This window comes from Pseudomonas sp. SJZ078, from assembly GCF_007828255.1.
Lineage (GTDB): Bacteria > Pseudomonadota > Gammaproteobacteria > Pseudomonadales > Pseudomonadaceae > Aquipseudomonas.
This window is the reverse complement of sequence record NZ_VIUG01000003.1, coordinates 224,566-243,863: the sequence shown is the minus strand read 5'-3', so window position 1 is coordinate 243,863 and position 19,298 is coordinate 224,566. Positions and strand designations below refer to the sequence as shown.

The 19,298-nt window shown below is 59.4% G+C and carries 24 protein-coding genes; 7 read left to right on the top strand and 17 right to left on the bottom strand.

Annotation, left to right across the window (positions count from 1 at the left end):
- Positions 1-11 precede the first annotated feature (11 nt).
- On the top strand, positions 12-1,256 hold the full coding sequence (locus FBY02_RS04960; protein WP_139648785.1) for a lipoprotein-releasing ABC transporter permease subunit: 1,245 nt from the start codon (positions 12-14) through the stop codon (positions 1,254-1,256).
- Positions 1,257-1,329: 73 nt separating this feature from the next.
- Here the strand turns inward: FBY02_RS04960 and FBY02_RS04955 are convergent, their stop codons facing one another.
- Both FBY02_RS04955 and FBY02_RS04950 read right to left on the bottom strand, forming a co-directional pair.
- Positions 1,330-2,688, bottom strand: coding sequence for a heavy metal sensor histidine kinase (locus tag FBY02_RS04955; RefSeq protein WP_144924117.1), 1,359 nt, complete (start codon positions 2,686-2,688; stop codon positions 1,330-1,332).
- A complete protein-coding gene (locus tag FBY02_RS04950) occupies positions 2,685-3,365 on the bottom strand; it encodes a heavy metal response regulator transcription factor (protein WP_144924114.1) in 681 nt (226 codons plus the stop codon). The genes FBY02_RS04955 and FBY02_RS04950 overlap by 4 nt, the downstream gene beginning before the upstream one ends.
- Positions 3,366-3,594: 229 nt before the next feature.
- Here FBY02_RS04950 and queF point away from each other — a divergent pair, with 229 nt between their 5' ends.
- Positions 3,595-4,425 (top strand): NADPH-dependent 7-cyano-7-deazaguanine reductase QueF, encoded by an 831-nt coding sequence (gene queF, locus FBY02_RS04945; protein ID WP_144924111.1) that lies wholly within the window; start codon positions 3,595-3,597, stop codon positions 4,423-4,425.
- Positions 4,426-4,599: 174 nt separating this feature from the next.
- Here the strand turns inward: queF and FBY02_RS04940 are convergent, their stop codons facing one another.
- Positions 4,600-4,863 carry a DUF4404 family protein gene (locus FBY02_RS04940; RefSeq protein ID WP_144924108.1) on the bottom strand — a complete coding sequence of 88 codons (264 nt, stop codon included), beginning with the start codon at positions 4,861-4,863 and terminating at the stop codon, positions 4,600-4,602.
- Positions 4,864-4,974: 111 nt separating this feature from the next.
- The gene (locus FBY02_RS04935) at positions 4,975-5,595 is read right to left on the bottom strand and encodes an HAD family phosphatase (protein ID WP_144924105.1); all 621 of its coding nucleotides are present in this window, start codon (positions 5,593-5,595) and stop codon (positions 4,975-4,977) included.
- Between the two features lie 202 nt (positions 5,596-5,797).
- On the opposite strand from FBY02_RS04935, the gene FBY02_RS04930 reads away from it, so the two are divergent.
- The 3 genes from FBY02_RS04930 (at position 5,798) to rssC (ending at position 8,500) form a co-directional block, all read left to right on the top strand.
- Complete coding sequence (locus tag FBY02_RS04930; protein ID WP_144924101.1) at positions 5,798-6,487, top strand: VacJ family lipoprotein; 690 nt, start codon at positions 5,798-5,800, stop codon at positions 6,485-6,487.
- Positions 6,488-6,830: 343 nt separating this feature from the next.
- Positions 6,831-8,012 (top strand): two-component system response regulator RssB, encoded by a 1,182-nt coding sequence (rssB, locus tag FBY02_RS04920; protein WP_144924098.1) that lies wholly within the window; start codon positions 6,831-6,833, stop codon positions 8,010-8,012.
- Entirely contained in the window at positions 8,012-8,500 is a 489-nt protein-coding gene (gene rssC, locus FBY02_RS04915) for an anti-sigma factor antagonist RssC (protein WP_144924095.1), read from the top strand. Before rssB ends, rssC begins: the two co-directional genes overlap by 1 nt.
- 78 nt (positions 8,501-8,578) lie before the next feature.
- Here rssC and tal read toward each other — a convergent pair whose 3' ends face one another.
- Together tal and dusA are read right to left on the bottom strand one after the other, a co-directional pair.
- Positions 8,579-9,505 carry a transaldolase gene (gene tal, locus FBY02_RS04910; RefSeq protein WP_144924092.1) on the bottom strand — a complete coding sequence of 309 codons (927 nt, stop codon included), beginning with the start codon at positions 9,503-9,505 and terminating at the stop codon, positions 8,579-8,581.
- A gap of 178 nt (positions 9,506-9,683) precedes the next feature.
- A complete protein-coding gene (gene dusA / locus FBY02_RS04905; RefSeq protein ID WP_144924089.1) occupies positions 9,684-10,703 on the bottom strand; it encodes a tRNA dihydrouridine(20/20a) synthase DusA in 1,020 nt (339 codons plus the stop codon).
- Positions 10,704-10,795: 92 nt separating this feature from the next.
- On the opposite strand from dusA, the gene FBY02_RS04900 reads away from it, so the two are divergent.
- Positions 10,796-11,947: a site-specific integrase gene (locus FBY02_RS04900; RefSeq protein ID WP_144924087.1), complete on the top strand. Its 1,152-nt coding sequence runs from the start codon at positions 10,796-10,798 to the stop codon at positions 11,945-11,947.
- Here FBY02_RS04900 and FBY02_RS04895 read toward each other — a convergent pair.
- The 11 genes from FBY02_RS04895 to FBY02_RS04835 form a co-directional block, all read right to left on the bottom strand.
- Positions 11,922-12,197, bottom strand: coding sequence for a pyocin activator PrtN family protein (locus tag FBY02_RS04895; protein WP_024778225.1), 276 nt, complete (start codon positions 12,195-12,197; stop codon positions 11,922-11,924). The genes FBY02_RS04900 and FBY02_RS04895 overlap by 26 nt on opposite strands.
- 256 nt (positions 12,198-12,453) lie before the next feature.
- Entirely contained in the window at positions 12,454-12,999 is a 546-nt protein-coding gene (locus FBY02_RS04885; protein WP_144924081.1) for a DUF2786 domain-containing protein, read from the bottom strand.
- Positions 13,000-13,276: 277 nt separating this feature from the next.
- Complete coding sequence (locus FBY02_RS04875; RefSeq protein ID WP_144924075.1) at positions 13,277-13,540, bottom strand: hypothetical protein; 264 nt, start codon at positions 13,538-13,540, stop codon at positions 13,277-13,279.
- Between the two features lie 57 nt (positions 13,541-13,597).
- Complete coding sequence (locus FBY02_RS04870) at positions 13,598-13,792, bottom strand: hypothetical protein (protein WP_256667274.1); 195 nt, start codon at positions 13,790-13,792, stop codon at positions 13,598-13,600.
- Between the two features lie 8 nt (positions 13,793-13,800).
- The gene (locus FBY02_RS04865; protein WP_144924069.1) at positions 13,801-14,139 is read right to left on the bottom strand and encodes a hypothetical protein; all 339 of its coding nucleotides are present in this window, start codon (positions 14,137-14,139) and stop codon (positions 13,801-13,803) included.
- Between the two features lie 56 nt (positions 14,140-14,195).
- Positions 14,196-17,048: a toprim domain-containing protein gene (locus FBY02_RS04860; RefSeq protein WP_144924066.1), complete on the bottom strand. Its 2,853-nt coding sequence runs from the start codon at positions 17,046-17,048 to the stop codon at positions 14,196-14,198.
- Between the two features lie 5 nt (positions 17,049-17,053).
- Entirely contained in the window at positions 17,054-17,287 is a 234-nt protein-coding gene (locus tag FBY02_RS04855; RefSeq protein ID WP_144924063.1) for a hypothetical protein, read from the bottom strand.
- A gap of 75 nt (positions 17,288-17,362) precedes the next feature.
- Positions 17,363-17,734: a hypothetical protein gene (locus FBY02_RS04850; RefSeq protein ID WP_144924060.1), complete on the bottom strand. Its 372-nt coding sequence runs from the start codon at positions 17,732-17,734 to the stop codon at positions 17,363-17,365.
- Positions 17,731-18,021 (bottom strand): ogr/Delta-like zinc finger family protein, encoded by a 291-nt coding sequence (locus FBY02_RS04845; RefSeq protein ID WP_003183346.1) that lies wholly within the window; start codon positions 18,019-18,021, stop codon positions 17,731-17,733. The genes FBY02_RS04850 and FBY02_RS04845 overlap by 4 nt, the downstream gene beginning before the upstream one ends.
- The gene (locus tag FBY02_RS04840) at positions 18,018-18,491 is read right to left on the bottom strand and encodes a YmfL family putative regulatory protein (RefSeq protein ID WP_144924057.1); all 474 of its coding nucleotides are present in this window, start codon (positions 18,489-18,491) and stop codon (positions 18,018-18,020) included. The genes FBY02_RS04845 and FBY02_RS04840 overlap by 4 nt, the downstream gene beginning before the upstream one ends.
- A 40-nt stretch (positions 18,492-18,531) precedes the next feature.
- On the bottom strand, positions 18,532-18,780 hold the full coding sequence (locus FBY02_RS04835; protein WP_144924355.1) for a hypothetical protein: 249 nt from the start codon (positions 18,778-18,780) through the stop codon (positions 18,532-18,534).
- A 71-nt stretch (positions 18,781-18,851) separates the two neighbouring features.
- Between FBY02_RS04835 and FBY02_RS04830 the strand changes: the two genes are divergently transcribed.
- On the top strand, positions 18,852-19,289 hold the full coding sequence (locus FBY02_RS04830) for a helix-turn-helix domain-containing protein (protein ID WP_256667273.1): 438 nt from the start codon (positions 18,852-18,854) through the stop codon (positions 19,287-19,289).
- Positions 19,290-19,298 lie beyond the last annotated feature (9 nt).

The window sequence follows — 19,298 nt, the reverse complement described above, 5'->3', positions numbered from 1 at the left end:
GTGCTCCGCGAATGTTCAGACCGTTATCGATCTTCATCGGCACGCGCTATACCCGCGCAAAGCGCCGCAATCGCTTTGTTTCGTTCATCTCCATGACCTCGATGATCGGCCTCGCCCTGGGTGTGCTGGCGATGATCGTGGTGCTGTCGGTGATGAACGGCTTCCAGCGCGAAATGAGCTCGCGCATCCTCGGCATGGTGCCCCATGCCACCATCGTCGGGGTCAATCCGATCGATGACTGGCAGCCGGTGGCCGCCGCCGCGCTGAAAAACCCCGAGGTGACTGCCGCGGTGCCGTTCACCGAGATGGAAGGCATGCTGAGCTATAAGGGCTCGATGCAGCCGATCCAGATCAGCGGTGTAGACCCGGCCCAGGAAGGCAAGGTGTCCATCGTCGCCCAGCATATCGTCCAGGGCCGTCTCGATGCCTTGAAACCGGGTGAGTTCGGCGTGGTGATCGGTGAAATCACCGCCCGGCGCTTCCGCCTGAACGTCGGTGACAAACTGACCCTGATCGTGCCGGAAGTCAGCACCGCGCCTGGCGGTATCACGCCGCGGATGCAGCGTCTGAATGTGGTCGGTGTGTTCAAGGTCGGCGCCGAGCTGGATGGCTCCATGGCCCTGATCCATCTGGCCGATGCTGCACAGATGCAGCACTGGCAGCCGAACCAGGTGCAGAGCGTGCGCCTGGCGGTGAAGGATCTCTACGCGGCGCCGAAGGTGTCCGGTGATATCGCCACCGGCCTGGGCAGCGACTACAAGGCCGACGACTGGACTCACACCCAGGGCAGTCTGTTCAGTGCCATGAAAATGGAAAAGACCATGATCGGCCTGCTGTTGCTGATGATCGTCGCGGTGGCGGCGTTCAACATCATCGCCACGCTGATCATGGTGGTGAACGACAAGGGCGCGGACATCGCGATCCTCCGCACCATCGGCGCCACGCCGCGGCAGATCATGGCGATCTTCATGGTCCAGGGCACGGTGATCGGTATCGTCGGCACGGTGATTGGCGGTGTGCTGGGAGTGATTGCGGCGCTGAACGTCAGTGAACTGGTGGGATGGCTGGAGCGGGTCACCGGCCAGCACATCTTCAGTTCCGACGTGTACTTCGTCAGCAACCTGCCGTCGGAGCTTCAGCGCGGCGATGTGGTGCTGATCTGCGCCGCTGGCTTCATCCTGAGCTTCCTGGCCACCGTCTACCCGGCGTGGCGCGCGGCGAAGATCGAGCCGGCGCAGGCGTTGCGGTATTCCTGAGGCTGCATAAGCCCTCTGTGTTCTTGCATTCCTTGTGGCGAGGGGATTTATCCCCTCGCCACAAGGTTTTGTGTCAGGGCTGGCCTGCCTTCGGCAGTTCAATCAAAAACCGCGTCCAGCCATCGGCTGATTCACATCGAATCTCTCCGCCATGGGCGCGGATGATCGAGCGGGTGATCGCCAGCCCAAGCCCCGCATGCTCGCTGCTGCCTTCCTGGCGAGCCGGGTCGGCGCGGTAGAAGCGGTCGAACAGGCGCGGCAACAAGTCCGTCGGGATGCCTTCGCCGCTGTTCTCCACGCTCACGCTCAACGCCTGGGCAGTCTCGACAATTCGCACACGCATTTCACCGCCCATGGGGGTAAAACGCAGGGCATTGTCCAGCAGATTGGACAGGGCCCGGCGCAACATGCCGCGGTCCCCCTCGAGGCGACCGTTGCCCTCGCGGCTCAAGCGAACCTGGGCGTCTTCGGCCAGTGGCGCGAAAAACTCCAGCAGTACATCCACTTCCTGTGCCAGCTCCAGCGGTTCGCGGTGGGGCGCCAGCAGGCCATGGTCGGCCTTGGCCAGGTAGAGCATGTCGTTGACCAGTTGAGCCATCCATTGCAGCTCTTCGAGATTGCTGTGCAACGTTTCTCGATATTCCTCCAGTGTGCGTTCGCGGGTGAGGGTGACCTGGGTGTGGGTCAGCAAGTTCGACAACGGTGTACGCAGTTCATGGGCGATGTCGGCGGAGAACGCCGAAAGCCGTTGAAAAGCGTCATCGAGACGTCCGAGCATGGCGTTGATGCTGTGGGCCAGTTCCGCCAGTTCGGCCGGCATGCGATCTTCGGGCAGTCGGGCGTTGAGTGAGCGTGCCGAAACCCCGCCTGCGATTGCGCCCATGCGTCGCAGCGGCTGCAAACCGCGTTGGGCGACCCAGGCGCCGAGAAGGGCGGTTGCCAGGGCCGACAGGCCGACGGTCAGCCAGATCAGGCGCTGCATACGCTGCAGGAAGTGCTGATGGTGGGTGATGTCCAGCAGCAACGTCAGTTGCGGGGAGTCCGGGCGGTCGGGGTACAGCGCTGCGTTCAGGATTCGGTAATCGGTATCGGCATCGCTGAGGGTGAATAGACCTGGGGGGGCGGGCAGTTGGGCCGGAATCTGGATCGAGCTGCCGTACCAGCGCACGCCGTCGCTGTCTTTGATGCGCAAGGCCAGGTCGGCCTGTCGGCTCAGTTCATCTTCCAGGCGCTGCTGGGTCTGCTCGGCATCGAGATCCTGAAGGGCGCGGCGCAGGCCGATCAGCTTGTCCTCCAGCAGCTGCTGGTCCAACTCGATGAAGTGCGCCTCGCTGGCGCGGCTGAACAATATCCCGGCAAACAAGGACACCACGGCGGTGCAGGCGGCGAACAGCAGTGCCAGCCGGCTGCTCAACGACCACCGCCCCCTCACAGGCTGCGCTCTTCAAGCACGTATCCCATGCCCCGCACGGTGTGAATGAGCTTGCTGGGGAATTCATCGTCGATCTTGAGCCGCAGCCGCCGGATCGCGACTTCGATGACGTTGGTATCACTGTCGAAATTCATGTCCCAGACCTGGGAGGCGATCAAGGATTTGGGCAGTACCTCGCCCTGGCGGCGCAGGAGCATTTCCAGCAAGGCGAACTCCTTGGCAGTGAGGTCGATGCGCCGGCCGCTGCGTTCGACGCGACGGCGGATCAGATCCAGACGCAGGTCCGCCAGTTGCAGGCAGGTTTCCTGGGGTGTCGACCCGCCCCGGCGCAACAGGCTGCGGACCCGTGCCAGCAACTCGGAAAAAGCGAAGGGCTTGACCAGATAATCGTCGGCACCCAGTTCCAGACCGTGTACCCGATCTTGCACCGCGTCCCGCGCTGTCAGGAACAGCACCGGGGTATCCAGGCCGGCTGCGCGAACCGCTTGCAGAATCTGCCAGCCGTCGCGGCCGGGCAGCATCACATCGAGGATCAGCAAGGCGTAATCACCGCTCAGGGCCAGTTGCTGGCCGCTGACGCCGTCCGTCACCAGGTCGGCGTTGAACCCGGCTTCGCCCAGGCCCTGGCGCAGGTATTGGCCGGTTTTGGTTTGGTCTTCGACGATCAGCAGTTTCATGGGCAACTCGGGGTATGTTCCAACGTGAGGTTATACCGCGGCCGGCACGGTTGCGGTGCAAGCTGACAAAGTTGTAATCGAGCCGTCAGCCAGCAGCCAAACAGGGCGGAGGTTCTACGCAAGCTGAATCTTATGCCGGGATGGAAGGTGAACTGGCCGTCGACAGTAAGCACTCAAAGGCTGGGCAAAGGCTGGTAGAATCCGCTGATTCTTCAGTCAGGTTTCCGTCATGCATCCCGCAGCCGAACATTCGCCGCTGGGCAAATCCAGCGAATACATCGCCACGTACACGCCGTCACTGCTGTTTCCGATCCCACGCACCGCAAAATGGGCGGAGCTGGGCCTGACGGCCGACACGCTGCCGTACAAGGGCGTGGATTTCTGGAACTGTTTCGAGCTGTCGTGGCTGTTGCCGTCCGGCAAGCCCGTGGTGGCGATCGGTGAGTTCGCGATCCCGGCGGATTCCCCGAACATCATTGAATCCAAATCGTTCAAGCTGTACCTCAACTCCCTGAACCAGACTCCGTTCGCCGATACCGCGAGTCTGGAAGCGACCCTGCGCCAGGACCTCTCGGCGGCGGCGGGGAAACCGGTGCAGGTTAGGGTTCGCACCCTCAAGGACGTGGAACGTGAAGGCGTCGTGGCGCTGCCCGGCGTCTGCATCGACGATCTGGATATCAGCGTCGACTCCTATGCGCACCCCCGTCCGGAACTGCTGCGATGCGATGAGTCGCGCATCGTCGAAGAAAGCCTGCACAGCCACTTGCTCAAATCGAACTGCCCGGTGACCAGCCAGCCGGATTGGGGCAGCGTTGTCGTGGAGTACCGCGGCGCTGCGCTGGACCCGGCCAGCCTGCTGGCCTACATCGTCAGCTTCCGCCAGCATTCGGATTTTCATGAGCAATGCGTGGAGCGGATCTTTCTCGACCTGCAGCGCTTGCTCAAGCCGCAGAAGTTGACGGTGTATGCGCGGTATGTCCGGCGTGGCGGGCTGGACATCAACCCCTATCGCAGCACTGAAAGCGTGCAACTGCCGAACCAGCGCCTGGTTCGTCAGTAAATACCCAGTTTGGGCAGTCCTGTGGGATCTGGGCTGCGCATGATTTTCATGGCCTTCCCGGAACTATTGTGGGAGCGGGCTTGCTCGCGAATGCAGTGTGCCAGGCAACGCTAAGGTTGCTGATCCAGCGCTTTCGCGAGCAAGCCCGCTCCCACAGGAAATCGCATCTGTCAATCAGATCCCCATGTTGCCCAGCGTCAGCATGATGTTGCGCAACGTCCCTGCAACGGCCGGGTGGCTGACTTCGAAGCGTTCCACGGCCAGCTTAACTCCATCCACCAGGTTGGTGTCCTGGAGGGCGTTTTCCAGCTGGATTTCGGCTTCGATCCGAACCATCAGTTGTTGCAGGTTTTCGCGCTCCGGCCCGGACAAGGGCGGCTTCTGGTCCAATTGCTCGCGCAGGGCAACGAGGCGTTCTTGCAGTTCGAGGCGCGTCATTGGCATTGACTCCCATATTTGATAAGCACAGCCATGGACCGCGGCAGTGCGTCAAAAGTCCATGGCTTGCCCTAAGAGTAATCCACCCTCACGTTCCCTGCATGATCCCGGTCAGGGCTTCTCGCCCTTGAGCCGACGCAGGCTGATATCCGCCAGGCAGGTATCCAGTTCGCCCAGATGATCGATGACCGAATGCACCCCCAGGCCGAACAGCTGCACCGTGGCCTTGGCGCGACTCATTTCCCGCTGCTGTTGGCTCAGGGCTTGCCATTCGCTGGGTGTCAGGCCACACAGCGAGCCGCAGGAGGCCAGCCCGATGGTCCACAGGCCGGCGTTGAGCCCTGACTGCAGCAGACGGGGTTCGCCACTGACCAAGACGCACCCGTCCAGTTGCTGGACGTTCAGCGCCATCAGTGCCTGCCAACAGGCATGAGGGGCTGGCCATGGATTATTTGTTGCAGGAAGTTGCGGAGATTTGATCCATGCCGGCAACGACGCGGCCAGGCCATGACTGATGGCGGGTGGCAGTTCATCGAGCCAGGCGCAGGGGATTTCCTGAAGTTGCAGATGCCGCAGGCTTTCGAGGGCGCCGGGTGTCGGTTGTGCGTGATCGGCGGGTGTTGTTCCCGGGTGGCGAACCCGCGCCCCGAAATCCACCAGGCATCCGCTGAGGCCAAACAGTACGGCGGTGAGGCTGGAAGCGGGGAGGGGCAGGGCTTCGGCGCGGGGCATTGGAATCATCCTTGAAATAAGCCGAGCCTAACGTGTTTCAATGACAGGCTGGTGACAGAGAAATGAAAGGGGTGGGTTGTGGAAATGTCCTACGGGCAGCTTCTTTTCCATGCTGCCTCTCGGCGCTTTCCACCTTATACTACCCGCCATCTACCGCCTGGGCTCGGCGCCCTTGCCCGAATAAACCAAGGAGTTTTCCCTTATGCGCTGGAGCCATCGCCTAGCTCAGCTGTTTCTTTCCGCCAGTGTGCTGCTGGTGCCGTTCGCCACTCAGGCCGCGACGGAAGAAGATCCATGGGAAAGCATCAACCGTCCGATCTTCACCTTCAACGATACCGTTGACACCTACGCGCTCAAGCCGCTGGCCCAGGGTTATCAATACGTGACGCCGCAGTTCCTTGAAGACGGCATCCACAACATGTTCCGTAATATCGGCGACGTGGGTAACCTGGCCAACGACCTGTTGCAGGCCAAGCCGGCCGCTGCCGGGGTCGACACGGCCCGCTTGATTTTCAACACCACGTTCGGCTTGCTGGGCTTCTTCGATGTCGGCACCAAGATGGGCCTGCAGCGTAGCGATGAAGATTTCGGCCAGACCCTTGGCTACTGGGGCGTGGGCAGCGGCCCTTACGTGATGCTGCCGTTGCTGGGGCCAAGCACGCTGCGGGATGCGCCGGCCAAGTTGGTCGACAACTACACCACGCCTTATCCCTATATCGACGACGTATCGGTACGTAACTCGATCTTCGGCCTGAACGTCGTCGATACCCGCGCCAGCCTGTTATCGGCCGAAAAATTGGTGAGCGGCGACAAGTACGTGTTCATCCGCAATGCCTACCTGCAGAACCGCGAGTTCAAGGTCAAGGACGGCCAGGTCGAAGACGATTTCTGATTCGATCCAAAACTCATCGGAAGGCGGTCCTCATGGCCGCCTTCTGTGTTTTTGCGCCGTGTCAGGCACATTTGACCTTCCATTGAGTTACGCTCCGCTCGGTTCTTATAACTCTCTGTACTTTGACAAATAAAGACGGCAAACGGCTATCCGCATGAGCTTGAAACGCCCCGCGGATGGGAGTACCGTCTGCGCCTTAGAAGGGCACCTCTGATGTAATCGTGTGTAGGGCAAAGGCCTGAAGCCGGTACGACAGAGAGGCTAGAAAGCGAATCCAGTAGTGCGTGCGAGGCCGGATGGCCAAGCCGGCTACGCCAACCTAATTCTGGCGCCGTTTGCCCACATGCCAAAAACCAGTGCCACGCTGCTGATAATCGATGATGACGAAGTGGTGCGAGCCAGTCTCGCAGCCTACTTGGAAGACAGTGGTTTCAGCGTCCTGCAGGCCAGCAACGGCCAACAGGGTCTTCAGGTATTCGAGCAAGACAAGCCCGACCTGGTCATCTGCGACCTGCGCATGCCGCAGATGGGCGGACTGGAGCTCATTCGCCAGGTTACCGAGATTTCCTCGCAGACTCCGGTCATCGTGGTGTCGGGTGCCGGCGTGATGAATGACGCGGTCGAGGCGTTGCGCCTGGGCGCGGCGGATTACCTGATCAAACCCCTCGAAGACCTGGCGGTGCTCGAGCACTCGGTGCGCCGGGCCCTGGACCGTTCACGGCTGTTGGTGGAGAACCAGCGCTATCGGGAAAAACTGGAAACCGCCAACCGCGAGTTGGAAGCCAGCCTCAACCTGTTGCAGGAAGATCAGAACGCCGGGCGCCAGGTGCAGATGAACATGCTGCCGGTCAGCCCCTGGGCCGTCGACGATTTCCGTTTTGCCCACCAGATCATCCCTTCGTTGTATCTATCGGGGGATTTCGTCGACTATTTCCGGGTCGACGAGCGACGCGTGGCGTTCTACCTGGCGGATGTCTCCGGCCATGGTGCCTCGTCGGCTTTCGTCACGGTGCTGCTGAAGTTCATGACCACGCGGCTGCTGTTCGAGTCCAAGCGCAACGGCACGCTGCCGGAGTTCAAGCCTTCCGAGGTTCTGGGGCATATCAACCGCGGCCTGATCAGTTGTAAGCTGGGTAAACACGTCACCATGGTCGGTGGAGTCATCGACGAAGAGACGGGCTTGTTGACCTATAGCATCGGCGGTCATCTGCCGTTGCCTGTGTTGTATACGCCAGACAGTGTTCGGTATCTGGAAGGGCGTGGTTTGCCGGTGGGCCTGTTCAACGAGGCGACCTACGAAGACCACGTGCTGGAATTGCCGCCGGTATTCAGCTTGACGCTGATGTCTGATGGCATTCTGGATCTTTTGCCAGAGCCTACACTCAAAGAGAAAGAAGCGGCCTTGCCTGAGCGGGTGAGTGCAGCGGGCGGCAGCCTGGAAGGCTTGCGCCAAGTGTTTGGATTAGCCACGCTAGGGGAGATGCCGGATGATATCGCCCTGTTAGTGTTGAGCAGGAACCTTTGATGAGTACTGGTAGAATCCAGTTCGCCGAGCAGGACGGCACATTTGTCCTGAAGTTTGTCGGTGAAGTGCGCCTGACGCTGTGTTCGGCGCTGGATGCGACTATTGAGCGGATCTTCACCGCGCTGAATTTCAGCGCCATCGTGATCGACCTGACCGAAACCCGCAGCATCGACAGCACCACCCTTGGCCTGCTGGCCAAGCTGTCGATCCTGTCGCGACAGAAGGTCGGCCTGCTGCCCACCGTCGTCACCACCCATAACGACATTACCCGTCTGCTGCAATCGATGGGGTTCGACCAGGTGTTCAACATCGTGGGCGACCCGGTGCCGTGCCCTGAGTGCCTGGACGACCTGCCTGACCAGGATCAGTCCGAGGAAGAAGTGCGGATCAAGGTGCTCGAAGCCCACAAGATCCTCATGGGGCTGAACGAATCCAATCGTGAAGCGTTCCACGACCTGGTGAACGCGCTGGAGCGGCCCGGAGGCTGACTCAGTCCCTCGTTCCCACAAAAACAAAAAGGGGCGAACCCATCAGGTTCGCCCCTTTTTGTTTGCTGGTGTTTCATCTCACAGCTTGGCTTGCAGCAACGCCTCGAGCTTCTCCTGGTCCCGGGCGAACTGACGAATACCTTCCGCCAGCTTCTCGGTTGCCATGGCGTCCTCGTTGGACAACCAGCGGAACTGCGCTTCATTGAGGCTCAAGCGCGCTTCACCGGTTTGCCCCGGTGCCAGCTTGCGTTCCAGCTTGCCTTCGTCGGCGGCGAGTTTTTCCAGCAGTTCCGGGCTGACTGTCAAGCGGTCGCAACCGGCCAGTTGCTCGATCTGATTGAGGTTACGGAAGCTGGCGCCCATGACCACGGTCTTGTAGTCATTGGCCTTGTAATAGTTGTAGATGCGTGTCACCGACTGGACGCCTGGATCATCGGCACCGGTGTAGTCGTTGCCGTTGACCTTCTTGTACCAGTCGTAGATACGTCCCACGAACGGCGAAATCAGGAACACCCCGGCGTCGGCACAGGCCGCGGCCTGGGCGAAGGAGAACAGCAGGGTCAGGTTGCATTGGATGCCCTCACGCTCCAGCTGCTCTGCGGCGCGAATGCCTTCCCAGGTCGAAGCGATCTTGATCAGCACACGATCACGGCCGATGCCGGCCTTGTCGTATAGTTCGACCAGACGATGGGCACGCTTCAACATGGCGTCGGTGTCGAACGACAGGCGCGCATCCACTTCGGTGGAGATGCGCCCTGGAATCACCTTCAGGATCTCTTGCCCGACTGCCACGCCGAAACGGTCGCTGGCCAGGCCCACATCACCCTTGCAGTCCGCCACGCAGGCGTTCAACAGCTCGGCATAGCCGTGCATCGCCGAGGCCTTCAGCAGCAGGGAAGGGTTGGTGGTGGCATCGACCGGCTTGATGCGGGCAATGGCTTCGAAGTCGCCGGTGTCGGCTACGACGGTGGTGAATTGCTTGAGTTGTTCCAGCTTGGAAGTCATGAGCGTGCTCTGTCCTATGGGTCTGTTGACATTACCCGAGGGCCGGCGGCCACTCAAGGGCGTCTGCGGGGATCAATGGCCCCGGTGGCAACAACCTGAAAACGGCTGTTTGAAAGGGCGGGGCAGGTACCGGTAGATACGATGCCAAAACCGCGCGCAGGTTCAACCCAAATGACCGTCAGCGCCCTTCCAGCAACTCCGCCGCCTGATCCAGCAGTGCCAACGGATCCTTGCTCTTGTGGATATCCACCGACAACAGTTGCCGAAACCGTCGCGCCCCTGGAAAACCAGTGCCCAGGCCCAACACATGACGGGTAATATGATGCATCGCCCCGCCAGCGGCCAGGTGATTGGCGATATAGGGCCGCAACTGCGCCAGCGCCTCGGCCCGGCTGATGACCGGCGCGGTGCTGCCGAACAGCTGTTGATCGACCTCGGCCAGCAGATAGGGGTTATGGTACGCCTCGCGCCCCAGCATTACACCGTCGAAGGTCCGCAGATGCTCATGGCACGCCTCGAGCGTCTTGATCCCGCCGTTGAGCACGATTTCCAGCTCCGGGAAATCTGCCTTCAACCGCGCCACCACGTCATACCGCAAGGGTGGAATGTCGCGATTTTCCTTCGGCGACAGCCCCTCCAGGATCGCGATCCGCGCATGCACGGTAAAACTCGTGCAACCGGCCTCGCGCACCGTGCCAACGAACTCACACAGCTGCTCATAGCTGTCCCGCCCGTTGATCCCGATCCGATGCTTGACCGTCACCGGGATCGACACCGCATCACGCATCGCCTTCACACAATCGGCCACCAACCCCGGATGCCCCATCAGGCACGCGCCGATCATGTTGTTCTGCACCCGATCGCTTGGGCAGCCGACATTGAGATTGACCTCGTCGTAGCCATGCTCCTGGGCCATCTTCGCGCAGGCGGCCAGATCCGCCGGGACACTGCCGCCCAACTGCAGCGCCAGGGGATGTTCGGTTTCGTGGTGGCGCAGGAAGCGCTCATGGTCGCCGTTGAGCAGGGCGCCGGTGGTGACCATTTCGGTGTAGAGGAGGGCGTTTTTGGAGAGGATGCGCAGGAAAAAGCGGCAATGAGCATCCGTCCAATCCATCATAGGGGCCACACTGAAGCGCCGAGACGGCTCAGGCCGCGTACTTTCTAGCTTTGAGCCTGTTTTTGCAGTGTTTGTATTCAACGTGTTTCGTACCGATTTTCGGGGGTTTTGGGGCGTTTTTACCAATCGGTTGGTACAATGTACCAACCGAATCAGAACGTGTACCAATTCTCATGGCAACGATCAGATCACGCAAAAAGGCCGACGGCACCATCAGCTACACAGCTCAGATCCGCATCAACCGCGACAAGGTGACAGTCTACCAAGAGAGCCAGACCTTCGCCCGGAAACAGGCGGCGCAAGCTTGGGCGCGCAAACGTGAGTCCGAACTGGATGAACCTGGTGCGATTGAGCGGGCGAACCGCAAAAGCGCCACGCTCAAAGAAATGATTGACCAGTACCTGATCGAGGTTGAGAAAGCCCGGCCGCTGGGCAAAACCAAACGCGCAACCCTTACGGCCGTCGGCGAAACGTACCTGGGCAAGCTGGCCGATACCCAGATCAATACCCAATGCCTGGTCGATTACGCGCTATGGCGGATGAGCCCCGAAGGTGGGGGCGTCCAGGCGCAGACCGCTGGCAACGATCTGGCGCACCTCGGCGCCGTGCTTTCCATCGGCAAGGACGCTTGGGGTTATCAGCTTGACCCTATGGCGATGGGTGGCGCACGGCGCGTACTGCGCAAGCTCGGCTACAACCTGAAGAGCCGCGAGCGTGACCGTCGCCCCACGCTGGATGAGCTGGGGAAGCTTATGAAGCATTACCAAGACATGCAGGCTCGGCGTCGAAGCATCATAAACATGATGAAAGTGGTGGGCTTCGCCCTGTTCTCGACTCGCCGTCTCGACGAAATAACCCGGATTCGCTGGGACGACCTCGACGAGCCCGGCCAGCGAGTGCTGGTACGCGACATGAAGAACCCAGGCCAGAAGATTGGCAACGATGTGTGGTGCTACCTGCCCGACGAGGCCTGGAAGATCCTCCAAACCATGCCTCGAGCCGGCGAGGATATTTTCCCGTACAGCCCGGAATCAATCTCCACATCCTGGGCGAAGGCCTGCAAACTCCTGGAAATCAAGGATCTGCACTTCCATGACCTTCGGCACGAAGGGGTAAGCCGTCTGTTCGAAATGGACTGGGATATTCCCCGGGTGGCGAGTGTTTCAGGACATCGGGACTGGAATTCGCTGAGGCGCTACACCCACCTACGAGGAAAAGGTGACCGCTATGTTGGGTGGGAATGGTACGAAGAGATATTGAGGGCGCCCGTCCAACTGGGCGCCGCATCAATGAAGTGGCTCAAAAGGCGTGTTTTAACCCGTTAAGTTGGCTGTTCTCCTTAACTGCGGCTGCGCGCTGTAGGTCGAGATACGCAGCCAGGTCAGTGATATGGATCCCCTTGGCCGACTTCTGGCTACGTTCCAGGCGGGTGATGGGGATCTTGATCTGCCCGCTCATCACCTTGCGTTGAAACATGTCAGGCGTCAGGTGCGTGAAGTAGTCCCGGCAAACCTGCTCCAGCGAGATAATCGCCTGGCCGTCATACTGGGCCATCAGGATAAAAGCTGTGTTCATGATGTCTCTCACATCCGAAACGATTGATTAATGAGCGTCGGCCGGGCGGTACGTCCTGCAGGTTGTGCCTCGTCCGCCAGAATCTCGCAAATGAACCTGTGCCTGTTCCGATTCGCTGCGCTCAGTGCCTGGATGAGCCTTGGCAATGCGCCAATGCATTGCTCATAGGCATCCGGCCCGTGCCAGCTTTGGGCAGGCAAAACCTGGCAGTCAGTACGTGTCGCGTCGCTGCATAAGTACAAAAGCAGTAGGACTGTCATACGTTCCCCTTTCGTTCAAGGCGGGGGCGGACAGATGTTGGTTTTATCGCTGAAGCCATGGCGACGACCCGCATATCGCTTTCGCTCAGCTCCATGTCCCTACTGCCTGATGGGGTGGCGGGAAATAATCGATTGGCCTGTACAAATGCGGAGAAGGCCTCGTCGAAGTGCGCGGCCAGCGCATTCCTCAACGTGTCGAAGTGAAGCTCGAACTCAATAGCCTCAGCCGGTGTAACTTCCACACCGACCTTCTTTGGTCGGCTCTTGCTGGTATACAGGCTGGGAGTGCATGTATCGCAGACCTTGGACATGATCTGCGCCGCAAGCTTTCGGTCGTACCGATTCACAATCGGAAACCAGCGGATTTCTCGGCACTCCTCGTTTAAATCATCGAGGGTTAAGCCGTGACGCGCTAACAAGTTATCCAGCATGCGTTGCGCATTATCCTTCTCGCCGCCTTCGCCACGCTCTGCGAGGGCCATCAGCTTGCGTAGCTTGGCCTGGACCTTCGCATCGCCTCCATGGGGCATTTGTGCTTGCATGGTGCTTCTCCTGGTAAGCGGTGGGGGAGTTGCCGCTCCCCGCGTTCCGCCTTTTTTGATTGTCAGCGTGCGTAGCGACGCGTTTGGTTTTGTCTTATTGCTTCCCGCTCTGCCATGAAAGCTGCCCACTCCAGCGTTTTTCGCTTCTGACGAATGCGGCTACAGGCCTGGTGCTTGCGGGTGGAACGCGCTTTGCCACAGATATCGCAGCGGCTAGGGAGGTCGAGGCGTTGACTTGCCATGGCTGGCCGTGTCCGCCCTGGGCTGGTAGCCATAGTCATCGCCCTCCCATGAGTATATTTGTCAGGGCGTTGGGTTGACCGTCCGGTGTTAATTTGCTCAGCGGCTGGGTGGTGATACGTCCGTTGGCGCTACGCAATGTGGCTACCTCGTCGTTGATCTCTTCGATCACAGCTTTGCGAGCACTGAAGCGATAGCTGCGACCGCCGCCACTGATTGCCACATAGCTGACTGTGTCGCCGATACTCAGCGGGGTTGTGGTAGCCTCTGCGGCGCTACCTTGGGTTTGATTCACTTGCATGGTGCTTCTCCCTTTGGTGGTAGGTGTCGAGGAGTTGCCGCTCCTCGACACCGTCTTTCAGGCTGTTCTAGTCAGGTCTTGCTCGATGATCGCTATGACTTCGTCCCGGTCCTTCGCATAAGCGAAAGGCAGATCGGCGCCTGGGCGAGTGATGGGATACCGCGCTTCAGGCAACCGGCACTCGGCCACCGTGTAGCCGCTGTCAGTGATCCAGCAGTTCTGCTGCACTTGCCCGTCTCTGTTGCGTTTCACTGCCCACTTCATGCCCAGACCCTACGCAGGTCCTGCCAGATCTCATCGCCGTCGGGGAAATAGGTGTGAACCTCTTGCTCGGGGCTGTTATCCAGCCGCAGGACTGCAATGCAGTCGTCGAACAGGCCAGCGTCGAGACGGCGCAGCTCGGTCAGGTCAAACGGATGTGCCGGGCCGTTGTACAACCCGAGCAGAAAACGCCCGATTACCCCGCTTTGCCCGGTGTCGCGTTGCGCGACCGGCAGCAAGCGAACCAGCGCCTCGACGCCGGCTTTGCGGATGGCCGGACGCTCGGCCTGGTACTGGAACAACTCGTCAAAGGCATCTTTGAGCGTTTTGTTGTGCATGGTGCTTCTCCTTGAGTGGCAGGCGTTGCCGCGCCTGGTGTGTTGCTGTCGATTGGTCAGGCCTGGAAGTGCCAGCACTTCACGATGGGCTGCTTGGTGATGACCGCGTTGCTGTGCTTGGCCTGGTGAGCCCGCACCGCGCTATCCGTCGCCTTGTTGATGTCGATCAGCTTTCGAGAGCGGGAGTCCTTCAGCCGCTCGCGCAGCTCGCTGACATCGGCAATTTTCTGGCGATGCTCTGCGGCGCACTTCACGAAGTCGTTGAGGTTGATGGCGATGATGTTGTCTTTCTTGCTGTGGTTGACCACGGGCCCATCGGCGTCGAGGCCTTCCAGGTATTCGTATACCTCCCAAAATTCGGCCACGACCGGATGATCGGAACTGATGGAGGCCTGGCGCTCTATCGCCATCCGAATGATCTGGGTGCGGGTGTTGCTGATCTGCGCATCGGTGAGCGAAACCACCATCCGCAGGCAGTCGAGCAACGCGAGCAGTTGGGCGTGGTTCTTGTTGATACGCTCGACACGGATGTAACCGCGTAGCTTGTTGCCGCAATGGGCACAGTCGCTTTGCTCGTCTTTGAAAGGGGTGTCGCAAGCGAAGCAGTGCGAGTGCAGGCAGCGCAGTTTCGCTTCGTAGCCGGGCAGGCGCTGTGCAAACAGATCCATGACCTCGACTTCTTTGCGCACGGCCTGCAATACGAAGTTGCTCAGCGTCGCGCCTTCCAAGGCGTTGAGTAAGTCCGCAGCAGCGCGGCTCTCCGGGGTCACGTTCGGTCGCACGAAGTGCAGTTTGACGATCCGGGTCATGATCGCTTCGGAGGCCACTACCGGTGCGTTCTGGCTGATGGCGATCGTTCCCCGAAAGGGTGGCTCATATGTCTCATTGCCGGCGGTTTTAACCCCTTTGGTCGCCAAGGTGCCGCCGCCGTAATAGTCCTTCAGTTCGTCCCATTCGAAAGTTTTGGCGTGCGCCTTGTCTTCGCCGCTTCGGTCGGATTCCAGCAACACGATAGGCATGCCAGACACCTGGCCCATCAAGCGGCTGCGCCCGGCCTTGGTGGATTTGGAAGGGTCAAAGCCTTCATACCCATCACGTCCGAGTAGTTTCCATAACAACGTCAGCAAGGTCGTCTTGCCGGCGCCGGCTTCACCGGTAGCCTCAAGAAACGGGAACGACTGGTAGCGATGACGGATTTGTTCGGCGAACAGCGAGCCGAACCAAAACGTCAGGGCGACGATTCCCTGGGTACCAAAGCATTGCCAGAGCAGATCCAGCCAGCGCGGGTCGTAGTTTTTGGCATCCTTGGTCAACTGGATCTTCACGCCTTTCTGCAAGCTTTTGAGTTTCAGCTTGCCCATTTCGAAGAACTCTTCCTCGTTGATGCTGATCAGTTGCCCCTCACGAACGGCCACGTCGTTGAACACATAGCAGCCGTACTCCCGGCTGTAGCCGACATAGTCGATGGTCTGAACGGTTTTGATACCGAACAACTGGTCCTTCATGATTTTGTCCAACTGCTGTCCACTGCCGGTGAACACCGCCCCGGCCCCCATGCCAAGAAGTCGTTTCTTGAACTCACTGGCAGCAGCGACTTGGCCGCCGGTGAAGGTGTTTTTCACTGAACCGCCGTCGTGCGGGAAGTCGACGCGGAAGAAATACCAGGACTCGTCGGTTATCTCGTTGCGCTGGAAATACAGTGCCTTGGGATAGCAATTCGCGATCTCGACCACGCAGCCAGACATGCGCAGCGCCTTTTCGCGGATGGCCTTGTCGTTGAGCAGTTGGTCTTCCTGTTTGTCGCTGTCATCGAGCGCCTGTTTGGCGCTGTTGAATTTGGAAATGTCCAGCTTCCACCAGTACAAGCGCGAGTCGAAACAGAAGTGGAACTCCTCCCGCTCGCGCCACTGGTACATGAGCAGGGCCTTGTCGCTGGCGCTTTCGGCAATCAGCAGCGCGCCCTGGTGCCTGGCTTCTTTGAGGTCTTTTTCAATTCGCTGCGCTCGTACCTCGTCATCGTCTAAAAATGCCCAGCGCTGATGCAGGTCGTTCCAATCGACCTTGCGGTTATCGGGCTGCGGGATCTGCGCGGCCTCGCAAACAAAGCCCAGCTCCCGGGCTTGCTTGACCCATGATCTGGTGTATTTCTGCGCGCCAGGTTCGTTGTCCAATGCCCAAACCAACTTGGGCGGCTTTCCTTCACAGTCCGCGATTAAGGCCTTCAGCGACTCTTCAGGAAAAGCGTTCGAGGACAACGCGGCGACCGCTGAAATGCCGTTATGGATGAGCGCTATTGCGTCGAAGATGCCTTCGACAATCCACAGTTCCTCAACCTGAAGGACATCGACACAAGGTGGGCACCACCAGTAACCCTTGTAGCTTTGCTTGGGTTGGAAACGGGCTTTCTTCTTGCCAAAGCGCGAAGGCTGGTCAATCAGACGTTCCCAATAGCCGCCATGCTCAAGGGGAAATCGCACCGTGGCCGAGCCGATATTTAGGTCGCGGTCAAAATAACTTTCTTGGGTGTACCAGCCCTCAATCAGCTCAAGCCGAAAGCCGCGAGCAAAGGTGAGGTACGCCTTTGCGGTAGCGGTTGGCTCATCGTTGGTGGCTGGTGCTCGCTTGCTCCAGTCGTCGAACAGATCGGGGTAAAGCTCTTTGACTGGAGCCTGGTACCGACACTTTTCTTCGCGACCGCAGCGAATAAACCAGGGTTCATCATGGCGAGAAAACAAGCGTTTCTGGTTGCACTGAGGGCAGGTGCCTTTGCGCATGTAATGCGTGCCAGCCATGTGTTGCAGGCCATAATCGGACTCAAGGCGCTGAAGTACATCAGCGCGCAGCTTATTTTCCATGGGCTTGCGTACAAAAGCCTTGGAGCCATGGGGGATGTCGAGTCGCTTATTCATCGGGCTTACTTCACTTCGCCGAGACTGTGTTTAAGGGCGCCAATCAGGCGTTTTTGCGCGGCCATCACCGGGAAGGCCGCGAGCAACGAGCCATGCCGTAAACCCTCGGGGATCATGCGAAAGCGGTCGTCGTACCAATGCTCGTTAAACTGCTGGGCGTATTGGTTCCGTAGCGCTTGGAGCAGCGCTTCGGCCTCTTCGCGGGGCAGTTTTGTGGTGATGGCGACGTCGATTTCCATGGTCCACCTCGGATTTCGGGCAAAGCTCACCCAAACCCACGGAAAGCGGGGCAGGGCGGGTTGTTTAAAAGGGGGTTACTGAGGTTGTTGCTTCAGCGCGGCATCGCGCTGGGCCAGCATCGTCTGTGGTAGCAGCCTTGCCGGGACCGGGTAGCGAAGGTCCGCCCGGGTGTCGATCAAATGGACGACAGTGCTGCCAGGGCTGGAGCCCCAGTCCACGCCGATCCACTTGCGTTGGTTGATTACCTGCAATTCAGTCCAGGCGTTGTGCACCAGCTGCTGTGCCATGAATACCGGGACTTCCATTGCGGTGGTCATGTGCCGGACGCAGTTTTCGTACAGCAGATCTGAATCCACCAGGTGCTGCGCTTCGTGCCGTTGCAGGTAGGCGAATGCGGCACGTTGCATGCTGCTGCGGTAATCATGGTCAAGCTGTTCATGGTTCATTGCGCACACTCCATTTCCATTTGGTCGAGCAGGTCGGGTTGATCGTTGGCGGACTTCATCGCGGCGCGACGCAGGGCAATGTCGGCGATAGGCAGCTTGACGGAAGGGTTCGCCATGCCGCTGGGGCTCATCTCATGAGTCATTTCGAACTCAGCCCGCACCGACCAGCCGCAGGCCTCGTTGGTGCATTGCAGGTACGCCACCCGCAGGAAAATGTGCGTGCCTTCGCTGGTGCGGATACGCATGCGGCCTAGGCAGTGAGGGCAGACCAGCTTGTAAGTGCTCAATGCTTGCGCTCCTTGCTGTGCAGCTGGATGGTGGCCAGCACTTCGGAATGGCGCGCAGCCATATAGCGATTGTGAGCGCCGAGAATTGCCGCAGCCTCGCCCGGCTCAACTACCCCGTCCTCCAGCGCCTTCGCGATAATCTGATCGACGTAACCGCGTTTCGCTGCGGCATGTACCGAACGGCTGTACAGGTCGATGTTGTCCAGTGTCTCGGGTTTAGCGAGCGGCACGAACATGCCGCCATACAGTGCGGCGATGTATTCAGGCAGGTGGGTCGTGCCCGCGTCCTGCTCGAGCAAGTGGATCTGCTCATCACTTAGGGGACGGCTGCCGGCATTTTCGTAAACATGGTTATCGAACTTCTTGAGTTCATAGCCGAGCCGGGCAGCGGCGCACTCGCGTCCGCCGGGGTAAGCGCAGATAACTGCGCTCATGACTTGGCGCTTGGTCGCTAGTATTGGGCGTTTCATCTTCTGGTTTCTCCCTGGTGCCCTCGCCCCTACAGTCATTTCATACAGCCTTGCATTCTGTTTGCTCGTTTGAATCCGCCAGGATTCCGGGCAGAACTTCTTTGCCGATTACCTTGGAAAGGTCACGCAGAATGCGGAACGACAACCGCCCCCGAGGCAATGTGTCATGACCGGCCCAGCGCTGAACTACCTGAGTCACCGTGCGCGGCTCGTAGCCGTGACTGATCGCGAACTGGCGGAAATTGCTGCCGTGTTCGATCAGCCGCGCCTGGATCTGGCGCTTTTCCATGGCTTGGCTCATGGTTGATGTGTTCCTAGTTGGTTAAGATGTACCTGTTTGTTCGCAGTATACGCACCAAAATGAGTGCGTCAATCGGATTATATGAAAAAATGAGTATATCTGAGCGTCTTCGCAGCGTTCTTGATGCCAAAGGCCTGTCCATTAAGCAGGCTGCCGACATCATTGGCATTCCCTACAGAACGCTCCAGAACTACCTTCTGGACGAGAGAGAGCCCAACGCAAAGGCCATGTCGGCCTTGCGCACTCATTTGGGTATAAGCGTTGATTGGCTGTTGACCGGTGAAGGCCCGATGTTTCGTGACGCGAGGGGTGAAGTTGCCCAGGCCCAGGCTGCAAACAAGCAGGAGGAGGCCATCCTTGAACTGTTTCGCTCGCTTGGGGAGGCGGGCAAGCGGGAGATACAAAGCGCTGCTGAAGAGAAGAAACGCTTAATGGATGTCGAGCAGCGCCTCAAGGATTTGACTGAAGCCCTTGCCGATACCAAACGGCCAGCATAATCTGTACCC